A 14024-nucleotide genomic window follows, 5' to 3' on the forward strand; every position below is an offset into this window, starting at 1 on the left:
AGACATCAGATATGAGATACAAGAAATAAGATAATTGACCAAAAAGTCTAAACTCTATAATCTTAAATCCAATATCTACAATCTAATATCTACTTTACAATTTAAGGTGGTTATAGCAACGGGGCTCACCTCTTCCCATTCCGAACAGAGCAGTTAAGCCCGTTAGCGCCGATGGTACTACATATCGTGGAAGAGTAGGTCGCCGCCTTCTTATAATGAAAACCCTAATCATGAATTTGATTAGGGTTTTTTTGTTTGGGATCGCTATAGTCTTAGTGGCTTTTCCTCAATCAATTTAGTATTTTAGCAAAAAAAATTGTGGCTAAATCTAAATCATTAAAGATTACTCCCTTAATGAAACAATATAATAGCATCAAGGAAAAATATCCTGATGCCATGCTATTATTTCGGGTTGGTGATTTTTATGAAACTTTTGGAGAGGATGCAGTCGCTGCTTCTCGAATATTAAACATTATCCTTACCAATAGGAATAATGGTGGAGAACGTTCTGAACTCGCTGGTTTTCCTCACCACTCTCTTAATACTTACCTTCCCAAATTAGTTAAAGCTGGATTACGGGTTGCAATTTGCGATCAGTTGGAAGACCCTAAACAGACTAAAAAAATTGTCAAACGGGGAGTTACAGAGTTAATTACTCCAGGTGTTTCATTTAATGATGATGTGTTGTCCAGAGATGATAACAACTTCTTGTGTTCAATATTTATTGGCTCTAAGAGTAATTATGGTATTTCATTTTTAGATGTGTCTACAGGAGAATTCTTAGTTTCTGAAGGTGCTTTAATTGATATTGATAAACTAATTCAAAATTTTTCTCCAAGCGAGATTCTCGTTTCCAAAAAACAAAAAACACTAATCTCAGAGCAACTTGGAAATCAGCATCCCTATTTCTACATAGATGACTGGGTGTTTAAGGCCGATCTATCTCATAATTTAATTAATTCTCATTTTCAAACGACTTCCCTCAAGGGTTTTGGGATTCAGGCTTTTGAGGAAGGTATTATAGCCTCGGGTGCCATATTACATTATTTATCGGAAACGAATCACTCCAAGCTCCAACATATTAATAACCTATCCAGAATTCCTAAGGAGGATTACGTTTGGATGGATAAGTTTACGATTAAGAATCTGGAATTATTTCAATCGACCTCACCAGATGGGGTCTGTTTAGCAGATATCATCGATAAAACGTCTTCTGCTATGGGTAGCAGACTTCTTAAACGCTGGCTAGCCTTTCCTTTAAAATCAAAACAAAAAGTAGAACAACGGCTTGATACAGTAAGTTTTTTAAAATCAGATCAGGAACTTCATATTCAATTGAGAGATTATCTTAAAGAGATCAATGATTTAGAGCGCTTGGTTTCTAAAATTTCAACCCAGAAGATTAATCCTCGTGAATTAGTTCAGTTAAAACATTCATTGGACATCATTGATTCCTGTAAGAATGATTTGAGCAATTCTCAACTTGAGTCTTTGGTTAGAATAGCAGACCACCTTAATCCTTGTGAAGCCTTAAAATTAAAAATAGAAGCCGCTCTTTCTGAAGAGCCTCCAGTGAATATTCTTAAAGGTAAAGCCATTAGAACTGGATATTCTGAAGCGCTTGATGAGTTAAGAACGATTGCTTACTCAGGTCACGATTATCTCAATGAAATGATTGAGAGAGAATCAAAAGCTACAGGGATCTCTAGCTTAAAGATAGGAAGCAACAATGTTTATGGTTTTTATTTCGAAGTAAGGCATGCCCATAAAGATAAGGTTCCAGAAGATTGGACTCGCAAACAAACCCTGGTTAATGCAGAGCGTTACATCACTGAAGAATTAAAAGTTTACGAAGAAAAAATATTTTCTGCTGAAGATCAAATCGCTTCTTTAGAGCAACAGCTATTTCAGGATTTAGTAATCTGGACACAGGATTACATGAAAGTCATACAACAAAATGCTTTTCAAATCGCCCAATTAGATTGTCTATCTGGCTTTGCTCAATTGGCTATTGAAAATAACTATTCAAAACCAAGGGTAAACGATGAATTTGCATTGTCTATTAAAGAAGGAAGGCATCCTGTAATAGAAACTCAACTAAAAGCCGAAGAGGAATATATTAGCAACGACCTTTTTCTTGATCAGGACACTGATCAGATCATTATGATAACTGGCCCGAATATGAGTGGTAAGTCTGCCTTATTAAGACAAACAGCCCTTATAGTTCTATTAGCACAAATGGGAAGCTTTGTTCCGGCCACTTCAGCTGAAATTGGAATGGTTGATAAAATATTTACCCGAGTAGGAGCCAGTGATAATATCTCCATGGGGGAATCTACTTTTATGGTAGAAATGAATGAATCGGCGAGTATTCTCAATAACCTTTCTAGGCGAAGTCTTGTGCTTCTAGATGAAATCGGCCGGGGAACGAGCACCTACGATGGTATTTCTATTGCCTGGGCTATTGCCGAGTTTCTCCATGAACATCCGAGTAAAGCCAAGACACTCTTTGCTACGCACTATCATGAACTCAATGAGATGTGTAAACAATTTGAGCGGATTAAAAATTACAATGTTTCGGTGAAAGAGCTTAAGGACAATGTTCTTTTTCTTAGAAAATTAGTGCCAGGAGGTAGTGAACACAGTTTTGGAATTCATGTGGCCAAAATGGCTGGTATGCCACAGTATGTAATCCATAAAGCAAATAGTATTCTAAAAAAATTAGAGTCTATGAGAGATTCTGATCAGGATGCTGATGGATTTAAAAAAGCGGTGGAGCCAGAACCACAATTGAGTTTTTTCAATATGGATGACCCTCTCTTAGAGCAGATTAGAGAGGAGATTTTGAAACTTGATATTGATACGCTAACCCCAGTGGAAGCGCTTATGAAGCTTAATGAAATTAAACGCCTTATTGCACCAAAGTCCAAGTCGTAATTTTATTCATATTTTCTCGAAAAGGTTTTGACAAATCAATTAATATATTAAATTTGCACTCGCAATTACCAATGCGAAAGTAGCTCAGGGGTAGAGCATCACCTTGCCAAGGTGAGGGTCGCGGGTTCAAATCCCGTCTTTCGCTCTTTTCGCTCGGATGGTGGAATTGGTAGACACGTTGGACTTAAAATCCAATGACCATTGCGGTCGTGCGGGTTCAAGTCCCGCTCCGAGTACCAAACCCTTTGAGAAATCAAAGGGTTTTTTGTTTTAAATCTATGCCAAGAAAACTAAAAAATAGCGAACTTATTCGCAAAACAGACCAAGAGTTTAAAGCTTCTCAAAAAACTCCGCTTATCCTCGTTTTGGATAATATTAGGAGCCTGAATAATATTGGCTCTGTATTTCGTACTGCGGATGCATTTCTTATTCAAAAGATTTATCTCTGCGGTATTACAGCTACACCACCTCATAAGGATATTCAAAAAACAGCTCTGGGAGCTACTCAAACGGTAGACTGGTCTTACAGAGAAGAGACTCTTGACTTAATAAACAGTTTACAAGCAGATGGCGTGCAAGTCCTCTCTATAGAGCAGGCTGAAGAATCAATTTCGCTGGATCAATTTCAGCCTCAAAAAGATAAAACCTATGCTTTCGTTTTTGGCAATGAAGTGAAAGGGGTGCAGCAAAGCGTTGTAGATGCCTCCGATGCTGTACTAGAAATTCCTCAGTTAGGAACTAAGCACTCCCTAAATATTTCTGTAACTGCAGGCGTTTGCGTTTGGGATTTTATGTCTAAAAGTCAATTTTAAGTCTAGGCTTTTTCTTCTTCTAATTTTTCCTGAAGCATTTTCAATTCATCTCTAAATCTGGCAGCTTCCATAAAATCAAGGTCCTTAGCTGCTTTTTCCATCGATTTTCTTACTACAGTCATCCTCTTCTTGAGGTCTTTTTCATTGTAATTTTCTGCCGCTTCCTCTGCAGCCTCCAGTGTAGGCGTTTCGATGACTTCGTATGGTTTCTCCTTTCTGCCACTTAGAGCTGAATCCAAGGATTTTTTAAGTGCGGTAGGCGTAATATTATGTTTGGTATTGTACTCTATTTGTTTAGTTCTTCTGTATTCAGTCTGATCTATGGTTTTTTGCATGCTTTCCGTAATTTGATCGGCATACAAAATAGCTTTTCCTTCAAGGTGTCTAGCAGCTCGACCAATCGTCTGAGTTAAGGTTCTATTACTTCTCAAAAAGCCTTCTTTATCGGCATCTAATATGGCAACCAAGGATACCTCAGGTAAATCAAGGCCTTCCCTTAATAGATTAACCCCCACCAAGACATCAAAGACCCCTTTACGCAAGTCAGACATGATTTCTACCCGTTCCAGGGTATCGATATCACTATGAATGTAGCGAGTCCTTATTTTAACTCTGGTCAAATATTTGGTAAGTTCTTCAGCCATTCTTTTAGTGAGTGTTGTCACCAAAACCCGTTGATCTTTTTCGACTCTGGTGTTGATCTCTTCGATAAGATCATCGATTTGATTTTGACTTGGTCTTACTTCAATGACTGGATCCAGAAGTCCGGTAGGTCTAATGACCTGTTCAATATACACCCCATCGCATTTTTGTAACTCATAATCCGCTGGCGTTGCACTTACATATACGACTTGGTTTTGAAGTGCCTCATACTCTTCTAATCGGAGAGGCCTGTTGTCCATAGCGGCAGGCAGTCTAAAACCATAGTCCACTAAGTTCTCCTTTCTCGAGCGGTCCCCACCATACATAGCTCCTACTTGAGGAATAGTTACGTGACTTTCATCTACAATCATTAAATAATCTTCTGGGAAATAATCTAGCAAACAGAAAGGTCGAGTGCCCGGCTGTCTCCCATCGAGATAACGGGAATAATTTTCTATTCCAGAGCAATATCCGAGTTCTTTAATCATTTCCAGATCAAAGTTGGTTCGCTCCTCAATCCGCTTGGCTTCCAAAGGCTTTCCGATCTCCTTAAAATATTCAATTTGTTTACCCAGATCAATAGCAATTTGATCGATGGCTGAATTCAATACTTCAGGGGAGGTGACAAATATGTTGGCCGGATAAATGTTTAATTTATCATACTTCGCTATGATTTCATTCGTTTCCACATTAAAAGCCTCTATTTCTTCGATCTCATCTCCAAAAAAATGAATGCGATAAGCATGATCTGCATAACCAGGAAAGATATCCAGGGTATCGCCTTTTATTCTGAAATTACCACGGTTGAATTGAACTTCTGTTCTGGAATATAAACTTTGGACGAGTCTCTGCAGTAATTTAGTCCTTGGGATCTGCTGATCCACTTCCACTGCAATCACATTTTTTTGAAATTCAATCGGGTTACCAATACCATACAGACAACTTACCGAGGCAACGACTAGCACATCTCTACGTCCTGAAAGTAGGGATGAAGTTGTGCTTAGTCTCAGTTTTTCAATTTCGTCATTAATCGATAGGTCTTTTTCAATATATGTGCCGCTTGAAGGGATAAAGGCTTCCGGCTGATAATAATCGTAGTAGGATACAAAGTATTCGATGGCATTATCAGGAAAAAAAGTTTTAAACTCCGAGTACAATTGAGCTGCAAGAGTTTTGTTATGAGCCAGAACTAGAGTTGGTTTTTCGACTTTTTCTACAACATTCGCCATGGTAAAAGTTTTACCAGAGCCAGTCACTCCCAGTAGGGTTTGATAGCGGTCGTTGTTGTGAATGCCTTGCACCAACTTTTCAATGGCCTGGGGCTGGTCACCAGTGGGTTCAAAATCAGACTTAAGTTTGAATTTCATCCAATAATTATTTGGTGCTAAGATACTTTGCTTAAAAATCAGTACAAAAGTAAAGTCCTTCCTTTGGCATTAATTTCACATGTATAAACGCAGAGCACACTAATGGTCAATCCTAGATCAGATCATTTTCTCACTCATTAAACTGAATGCTTTTTTCTGTTTTTGGGTATTGTTTAACTTGATATGGAATATACACAGGTAAGGTCACCAGAGATTCCTGAGGTGTATTGTAGAGGACATTGAGAAAAATTATAGTTTCAGTCTCACGATCCACTTGAATATCAACAGAGTAACCTCCTGAGGTTTTAATTTCATCTGAAGAAATCAGCATTACATGGGTATTGAAATTAAAGGGATTCTCTTGGAAGAAAGTTAAGAAATTTTGTTCATTGGAAAAAACAGTTTCCAGTTCAGATTGACTTTCAATGATCCAATTTTGCTTAGCCAGGATCTCATTTTCAGCACTAAATATGCCTTCTTTAATTAGCTCTAAATCTGGTGAATTAGTAATTGTGTCATCATCATTTGTACAGCCGATACTTAATATCAGTATTGTGATAAGGATTAAATTCTTCATGGTCATTTATTAAAAGACGAATAATTCAAAAAAGGTTGCGTTTTTGATGAAAAGAGTTTAATCATTAAAGTAAAGAATACAAATTAAAAAGCGTTTTCGGTGCTTTAAGATTAACGTGGGTGTCGTTTATCTTTTCAGAGTAAAATTACCGGTTTCAAGGGTTCCGTTGCTAAATTGAATTCTATACCAGTAATCATCAGTTGGCATATTTCTGCCATTGTAGGTACCATCCCAGCCCCTGTCTTTATTGGTGAAGCTGGACAATAATTTTCCATAGCGATCAAATACCTGTAAGTTAATTTGTTCTTGGTCATTGTCTAATAATCCACTGATTTGCCAAACATCATTAATACCATCTCCGTTTGGCGTGAAAAAGTCCATAATACCAAGAATACCGACTGTTTTTTCAGCCAAACCACAGCCTAATTTATCTCGAACAAAGACCTGATAAATCCCAGGCGACAAATCTTCAAACACATTGGAATCTTGAAAGTTGACGGGTTCATCTATTGCAAAATCATAATCGCCTAAACTTGAGTTAGCAATAATGATTTCAATGACATTGGTATTTCCAGAACTTTCTACTACGTAGTCAAATTCAGCTATATTAGATTCAATGACAGTAAAGGTTTTCGTCAAAGCACACTCAAAGCCTAGAATGTTAATATCAACAGTATATTCTCCTCCCGAATTGACCTGAAGCTGTGAGCTGGTTTCCCCGGTATTCCAAAGGTATTCAAGCTCAGTCTCATCGTCTTCATTACTCGCATCCAATAACAAGCCTTCTGTATTTTCTAAGCATAATATAAGGGTTTCGTCTTCTAGAAAAAGGTCAGGAAATTCTTCTACAAGGAGCTCGATCTCAACGATTTCTTCACAAGTTTCAAAACTGACAATATTTGCAAAAATTGAAGGTATTCCAGTATCGTTTTGAAAGATTGAAAAGTCTTCAATAGGATTGTTTTCTGCCAGGGCATCAGCTTCAGATTCATAAAACTCCCCTTCAATATCTTCTTCATCAATGCCATTATTCTCACCTAAAATTCTAAAGACCTCAGTCAAATCATACTCAGGCACTTCAGATGTAGAATTTCTACAGGTAGTAAGTTCAATGTCATTAAAATTGGGCGATTGATTAAAGGTGAGGCGGGCAATCCCTATTAATGGACATTCGCCATCATTAAAATTAACTTCGAGTTGGTAAGTCACTTCATAAGGATATTCAGCATTATTTGGAACTACAACGTTCAACTCGGGACCATTTTCATCTGGTAAAATTTCTCTGTCTTTCTTCCAGGTGTAGGTAGCTCCAGGTGAAGAGATATAGGATAAGGTGAATTCAGTTTCATCACAAAGCTTAACTTCAGTAGGGATATTGTCCTGATCATCGTTAATGATATTGATTCGCTCTGAGAACAAGGATTGAATAAAAGGAGGGAGACCAAATATTCCAGAGCGACCAGATAAACTCACCGAACTTAAGTTTGAGCCGGGAATATAATTAACATCAGCTCTCAAAGCATTTGGACTATTTATGACCCCTAATCTGGCAGATTGAAAGGTGACATGATAAATTTTACCATCAGGACCAAGCTGTATTGCGGTTGATTGCTCAAAACTTTCTAAATTGACTCTAAACTGAGAATCAGGAATAGCACTGCTCTCAAGGTCCCATTGGTATAAATGATGTTCTCCGTCAAATAAAGTGGCGTAGGCTCTTGTCCCATTAGGAGAAAATTCCACTCCATAAGGGTTGCAGTTTCCAACTAGTCGAATTGGATTGCTTACCTGGCCTGTTACATTATTGAAATCATAAACATAAACACTACCATCTTGTCCTGCAATATCGTCCTCACGATCAAAACTGGTAGCATGATGAGCTACAAGCAGCCTGTCTCCATTAGGAGAAGCTTTGAGATAACCTAAGGCTCCCCTTCTGTAGGAAGACAACGGAATATTTGGCGTAACTTCCGAGACTACAGGTGTAGGATCTAATCCGAACTCGTTGATAAAAAAGGAATAGTATTTATTTTTGAAATGAGTGATCAACCACACTGAGTTACAATCACTGCCACGTACAGCAGTTATTTTTTCAGAAGCCTTAAACTTGGGATCGTTAGGAGAATTTCCAAAAGTGATAAGTTGAATATTTTTATTAGCAGGATCTACATCACCCAATCCACCCCTCAAGTCCATATTTACAATCGTATAATTTAATCCATTATTAAATCCATCATCATCCTGAGGAACAAAACCACCATCTGAATAAATATCGATATTATTACCACTTGAATCTGCTGGGCCCTGACCCGGAAATGCATTGGCGTTTTCATGATGGGGTTCGTCTACGGTAAACACATAATATAAATTGAGTTCTGTTGGGTGAGGAACTATCAAACCGCTCGATGTACTGGAAGGATCACCGTTGAGTCCATCTAATCCATTAGTTCCAAAATAATCAGCCCCTGGCATGATGTCGTGGTTTTTATCCCATATAGTTCTGCCGTCGGTGTACATCAATAAGTCACCATTAATATCAGAGATGGAAGAGCACCCCTCATTGGTGTCTAATTGTCCGTCGGTTAGTGCTGACGGGGGGTTGGTGTTAAAAGTAATCCCGGCATTATTACCAAAATACCAGTTATTCGCTTCCCCTTGTGCAAAAGTTGTATAGCACAAAGTGAAAAAGAAAAAAATGAGGAATTTTTTCAAAAATGTAGAGTTTCCCCAAATATAATTTAAAGATCCCTCTTTTTTAAAAGTTTCCAGGAGGAATAAATAAATATAAAGCTCCAGGCTAAAACAATGAGAACGGCAGACCATTCCACATCATAGGTTTTGGTAAACTCTGAATTTAATTGAGACGCCGTTGATTTTACAATACCTAGCCTGGTCATAGGTTCTATAATGAGATTACTCATCGACTGAAGCGGTAAAAACTGAATGATGAACTCTAAGGATTCTGCCTGAAAATTTATAAACAATTGAACGATGCCTTCAAAAATCCAAAGCAGGAATAAGAAACCCAGGGCAAAAGCCGAACGTCTAAGCAAAATCCCGAAAAACAAACACATGGAAAAAAAACCGACTAACTTTAAAAAGTAGGCCCCTATGTATTCCAGGTCCGAAAAGATAATGCTGAATTCGTCATAGTCAGAAAAAATCAAACCAAGAACCAGACTCACTATAAAGAGGAGTAGGGTTGAAGCTAAAGCAAATGCTAAAACCCCGTAAAATTTAGACAGAATAAATTCTTTCTTACTTAAGCCGTCAATTAAATTCTGTTTTAAGGTGCGGTTGGTATATTCACTGGAGACCATAGAAACAATCACAACGGCAAGAAATAATTTTAAAAAGGCTACAAAATAAGAATTGAAATGCCAGATGTAAGGGAAGTTAAAAATACCCTGGTCGGCTAGCCTAAAATCTACCGAGCCAAAGGTGAATTTAATTGATGAAAACAAGGCTATGGCACTAAACAGTATAAAGTAAATAAGACTTAAAATTTTAGCCGCTTTGTTGTTTTTTAGTTTATGAAATTCTATCAGGAAAAGTCGTTTCATGGTCAGATCTTATTGATTCTTGGTTAATTTTAAAAATTGTTCCTCAAGGGTTTCTTTTCGTTTGACTAAATGCGTAAGGAAAATGCCCTTTTCAAAACACTCTTTATTGATTTCACTAGCCTCGTAAGGATGAGCTAAAATGGCTTTGATGACTTCGTGGTCTACTTCCTCAAAATGGTCTATGGCCTCATGACTGTTTAAAAAAGTATGCAGCTCCTCGGTCTGTTCGCTTTTTAATTCCAGGAAGCCGTGAGTCGCATTCAGTTCATCCACAGGGCCAGAATATAACATGTTTCCTTTGCGGATGACGACCACATGAGAACAAACCTTTTCAACTTCATCCAGGAGATGGGAGGCGAGTAGAATCGTCATGCCTTCTGAAGCTATACGCTTGATGATTTCACGAATTTGATGAATCCCCTGAGGATCCAGACCGTTGGTGGGTTCATCTAAAATTAAAATTTCAGGATTATTCAACAGAGCAGAAGCGATGGCTAGACGTTGCTTCATACCCAAGGAATAACTTTTAAAGTGATCTTTTTTTCGATCTTTCAAATCGACGATATCTAAAACCATATCTATTCTTGAATAATCCACCTCCTTGATTTGACACACTAATTTTAAATTGTCCTCAGCACTCATGCTTGGATAAAAATTCGGACTTTCAATAATAGCGCCTACTTTTTTTAAGGCTTCATGCGTAGAAAGGTTGCCCTGAAACCATTCAAAATTCCCAGAACTGGGGTTGACGACATTTAGAATCATGCCTAGCGTAGTAGATTTTCCACTTCCATTAGGGCCAAGAATACCATAGACATGTCCTTTCTCGATGTTGAACGTTAGGGCATCAACAGCCGTTAAACTGCCAAATTTCTTTGTGAGTTGGTTGAGTTTTAAGATTGTGTTCACGTGATGAGGTTTATTGTATGACGAGAAGCATAAGTTTATGTTACAATTTAAGCCGGCAAAATTCCTACCTTTGATAAAAATGCAGCCTATGGAAAAGAAACTCATGTCCAAAAAGAAACCTACGTTTCCTATTAATGAGCAGCTCAAGAAATACCTGCAAACTTATAACAGGAATACAAAAATTCCCGTGTCTTACGATGACCTGTTAAGATTTTCGGGTTCTATTGTGGTTTACGACAGGCATGATGAAGATACGTTGTGGGTGCGATGTTACTATTCTGATTATGAGCGTGAGGAAATCGATAATAGTCTAAAAAGGGTTTACTTGATTTTACATTCCGATGGCCGCAGCGAACATCTGGATTTCCTCAATGTGGATGCTATCGACTACTGCACCTTCGGGAATTCAAAACCCTTTAGAATTAAAGTTAGAAACGTCCTAAACGACAACTTTACCTATTTCTATATCAAAAAAGCAGATGCTTCCAGAATCTACGGATTGGATTTTGAACATATTCTTTCTCCACACCGTATCAATTTCCTGGTGTATAAAGATACTCTTATTGAGGAGCATATTGCTGGAATCCCGGGGGATGTTTTCATTAAAGAACATTTGCCAGAATGTGATGAACGAGCGAGAAATGAGATTGCCAAGCAGTTCGTTAAGTTCAATGAGCGCTGCACCTTAAGACTACTGGGTGACATGCGTTCGTATAATTATGTAGTCATTCCTACGCATGATTTCGACCATGTGGATTATAAGATCAGGGCCATTGATTTTGACCAGCAGAACTACGAGGGTAACCTAAAGGTCTACCAGCCCCATTTTTTTAAAGAAAATAGACCAATGGTGGAAATGGTGTCCAAGTTGCTGGAGGAATCTTCTATAGAACAGTATAAAAAAGAAGAGCGTTCTCAGGTCGCCAAACGATTAATTACTTCAGAAAAACGCTTTCGAATGTTGATTCGCTCTATGATCAAAGACCGAGTGTCTTCAGATGAGAATGTGAAGCAACTTAGAAATCAATTAGTTGATTTCACCAAAGATATTCGGTTTAAACGCTGTAAAACCATGGGACATATCCTAAAGACAGCCTTAGATTTTGTAAAACGAAACTATCTAGAGGTAGAATAATTTAAGTTGATAACCAATTGTTATGGCTTGATTTTATATTTTAGAGCCCAAATTCAAAACACATAAACCCTATGAACAGTATGAAGTACTTATTTATAGCCCTTTTTTTAGGGATGTTATCCATGCCTGAAGCTTCGGCTCAGCTAGAAAGCAATCAATCTGATTTTGATGAATTCATGGACAGATCCGGCAATCGCTACCGGTCAGCTTCTGGAAAACCCGGTCCGGATTATTTCCAAAATGAAGCAAATTATGAGATTAAAGTCAATTTAAATCCAGAAACGCATAAGGTTAAGGGTCAAATCACAATGGAATATACCAATAATAGTCCCGAAGACCTGGATTACATCTGGATGTATCTGGAACAGAATCGATTTACTGAAGATTCCAGAGGAACCTTAACCACTCCTGTGGAAGGAAACCGCTATAATGGTGATCCTTTAGATGGAGTGAAAATCACCAATCTCCAGTCCAAAGTGAAGCGCTCGACCTCTACCGAGCATTTGATTACCGATACTAGAATGCAGGTCTTTTTTGGAGAACCTTTAAAAGCCAAAGGCGGTAAAGCAGAAGTTTCTATGAATTTTGAGTTTGAAGTTCCTGTGAATGGAATGGACAGAATGGGTCGACTCAGTACCAAAAATGGAGAAATCTACGCGATGGCGCAATGGTTTCCGCAGGTAGCTGTATTCGACGATATCGAAGGCTGGAATGTTGAGCCTTATTTAGGAGCTGGAGAATTTTACTACGATTATGGAAATTTTGAAGTAGAAATTACGGTGCCTCACAACTTTTTGGTAGTAGCCTCTGGTGAGCTTCAAAATCCTCGCGACGTCTTATCTTCTAAAGTTTACGATCGCTATAAAAAAGCTCTGGAAAGTCAGGAAACGGTGACTTTGATTTCTTCAGAAGAAATAGGCGATAGCAGCATGTTTGCCAATCAGGAAGGAACACAAACCTGGGAGTATAGTATTGAAAACTCCAGAGATTTTGCTTTTGCTACTTCCAAAGCTTTTATCTGGGATGGTGCTCAGTTTAACCTGCCAAGTGGAAAAACTGGTTTAGCACATTCTGTGTATCCTGTCGAGAGTGATGGGCAGGATGCCTGGTCTCGATCTACAGAATATAGTAAAGCTTCAGTAGAGCATTATTCAGAAAAATGGTTTGAATATCCTTATCCGGCAGCCGTAAATGTCGCGGCAGATATTGGTGGTATGGAATACCCAGGACTTAATTTCTGCAGCTGGAAAAGTAAAGGCGGCAGTTTATGGGGAGTGACCGATCATGAATTTGGTCACAACTGGTTCCCAATGATTGTGGGAAGTAATGAAAGACGCTACGCCTGGATGGACGAAGGCTTCAATACCTTCATCAATTATTACTCCACTCAGGCTTTTAACGACGGGGAGTATCCTGCAAGATTGGGTCAGCCTAGAAATTTAACCGGTTGGTTCCTGGGAGATACCCGCGAGGGCATCGATACCTATCCAGATGTTGCCAATCTAAGGAATTTAGGAATGATTGCTTATTATAAGCCAGCACTCGGTCTTGTTATGTTGAGAGAATACATTTTGGGCGAGGAGCGATTTGATTATGCTTTTAGGTCTTACATCGAGACCTGGGCTTATAAACACCCTCAACCTAAAGATTTTTTCAATCATATCGAAAACGCAGCTGGAGAAAACCTTTCCTGGTTCTTCGACGGGTGGTTTTATGGAACTGGGAATATCGACCTGGCAATAGACTCTCTTAGAAAACGAAACGGAGCTTACTTCCTAACTGTCTCCAATAAAGGCGACATTCCAATGCCAGTGCATATGGAAATCACTTTTGAAGATGGATCGACTGAGATGAAAAGTCTACCCGTCGAAATTTGGCAACGAGGCGATACCTGGACGCACAAATTTGAGACTGAAAAAGACATCAAGTCGATAGACATCGATCCTAAAAAAATTATTATGGATGTGAATTATTCTAATGATTCATGGCCATCGAGTGTGTATCAAGACTAATTCAGTTATTAAAATCAATTAAAAAACGACCTCATTTGAGGTCGTTTTTTGTTTCTCTACAATAGGATTT

9 protein-coding genes, 2 tRNA genes and 1 rRNA gene are annotated in these 14024 nt (G+C 38.4%); 7 read left to right on the forward strand and 5 right to left on the reverse strand.

The window, feature by feature from the left end:
- The first annotated feature begins 102 nt into the window (after positions 1–102).
- The 5 genes from rrf to F598_RS0109560 all read left to right on the forward strand — a co-directional run bounded on the left by rrf (position 103) and on the right by F598_RS0109560 (position 3749).
- Positions 103–211 (forward strand): 5S ribosomal RNA (gene rrf, locus F598_RS0109540).
- Positions 212–354: 143 nt separating this feature from the next.
- A complete protein-coding gene (mutS, locus tag F598_RS0109545) occupies positions 355–2937 on the forward strand; it encodes a DNA mismatch repair protein MutS (RefSeq protein ID WP_157594996.1) in 2583 nt (860 codons plus the stop codon).
- Between the two features lie 73 nt (positions 2938–3010).
- Positions 3011–3082 (forward strand) — tRNA-Gly (locus F598_RS0109550).
- Positions 3083–3088: 6 nt separating this feature from the next.
- Positions 3089–3176: transfer RNA gene (locus F598_RS0109555), tRNA-Leu, on the forward strand.
- Between the two features lie 39 nt (positions 3177–3215).
- Positions 3216–3749: an RNA methyltransferase gene (locus tag F598_RS0109560; RefSeq protein WP_019038827.1), complete on the forward strand. Its 534-nt coding sequence runs from the start codon at positions 3216–3218 to the stop codon at positions 3747–3749.
- Between the two features lie 2 nt (positions 3750–3751).
- On the opposite strand, the gene uvrB is transcribed toward F598_RS0109560, so the two are convergent.
- The 5 genes from uvrB to F598_RS0109585 all read right to left on the reverse strand — a co-directional run bounded on the left by uvrB (position 3752) and on the right by F598_RS0109585 (position 10807).
- Positions 3752–5758: an excinuclease ABC subunit UvrB gene (uvrB, locus tag F598_RS0109565; protein ID WP_019038828.1), complete on the reverse strand. Its 2007-nt coding sequence runs from the start codon at positions 5756–5758 to the stop codon at positions 3752–3754.
- A gap of 130 nt (positions 5759–5888) precedes the next feature.
- The gene (locus F598_RS0109570; protein ID WP_026302632.1) at positions 5889–6335 is read right to left on the reverse strand and encodes a hypothetical protein; all 447 of its coding nucleotides are present in this window, start codon (positions 6333–6335) and stop codon (positions 5889–5891) included.
- A gap of 126 nt (positions 6336–6461) precedes the next feature.
- Complete coding sequence (locus F598_RS0109575) at positions 6462–9047, reverse strand: T9SS type B sorting domain-containing protein (protein WP_245539775.1); 2586 nt, start codon at positions 9045–9047, stop codon at positions 6462–6464.
- 26 nt (positions 9048–9073) lie between these two features.
- Complete coding sequence (locus F598_RS0109580) at positions 9074–9898, reverse strand: ABC transporter permease (protein WP_019038831.1); 825 nt, start codon at positions 9896–9898, stop codon at positions 9074–9076.
- A gap of 9 nt (positions 9899–9907) precedes the next feature.
- Positions 9908–10807 carry an ABC transporter ATP-binding protein gene (locus F598_RS0109585; RefSeq protein WP_026302633.1) on the reverse strand — a complete coding sequence of 300 codons (900 nt, stop codon included), beginning with the start codon at positions 10805–10807 and terminating at the stop codon, positions 9908–9910.
- 88 nt (positions 10808–10895) lie between these two features.
- Here F598_RS0109585 and F598_RS0109590 point away from each other — a divergent pair, with 88 nt between their 5' ends.
- Positions 10896–11942 (forward strand): hypothetical protein, encoded by a 1047-nt coding sequence (locus F598_RS0109590; protein WP_019038833.1) that lies wholly within the window; start codon positions 10896–10898, stop codon positions 11940–11942.
- 71 nt (positions 11943–12013) lie between these two features.
- Positions 12014–13954 (forward strand): M1 family metallopeptidase, encoded by a 1941-nt coding sequence (locus F598_RS0109595; protein WP_019038834.1) that lies wholly within the window; start codon positions 12014–12016, stop codon positions 13952–13954.
- Positions 13955–14024: the final 70 nt, after the last annotated feature.

Source organism: Psychroflexus tropicus DSM 15496, from assembly GCF_000378765.1.
Lineage (GTDB): Bacteria > Bacteroidota > Bacteroidia > Flavobacteriales > Flavobacteriaceae > Psychroflexus > Psychroflexus tropicus.

Bases quoted from the DNA above. Each gene is read 5' to 3' on its own strand.
- mutS (WP_157594996.1), top strand. From the start codon at position 355: ATGAAACAATATAATAGCATCAAGGAAAAATATCCTGATGCCATGCTA.
- F598_RS0109560 (WP_019038827.1), top strand. From the start codon at position 3,216: ATGCCAAGAAAACTAAAAAATAGCGAACTTATTCGCAAAACAGACCAA.
- uvrB (WP_019038828.1), bottom strand. From the start codon at position 5,758: ATGAAATTCAAACTTAAGTCTGATTTTGAACCCACTGGTGACCAGCCC.
- F598_RS0109570 (WP_026302632.1), bottom strand. From the start codon at position 6,335: ATGAAGAATTTAATCCTTATCACAATACTGATATTAAGTATCGGCTGT.
- F598_RS0109580 (WP_019038831.1), bottom strand. From the start codon at position 9,898: ATGAAACGACTTTTCCTGATAGAATTTCATAAACTAAAAAACAACAAA.
- F598_RS0109590 (WP_019038833.1), top strand. From the start codon at position 10,896: ATGGAAAAGAAACTCATGTCCAAAAAGAAACCTACGTTTCCTATTAAT.
- F598_RS0109595 (WP_019038834.1), top strand. From the start codon at position 12,014: ATGAACAGTATGAAGTACTTATTTATAGCCCTTTTTTTAGGGATGTTA.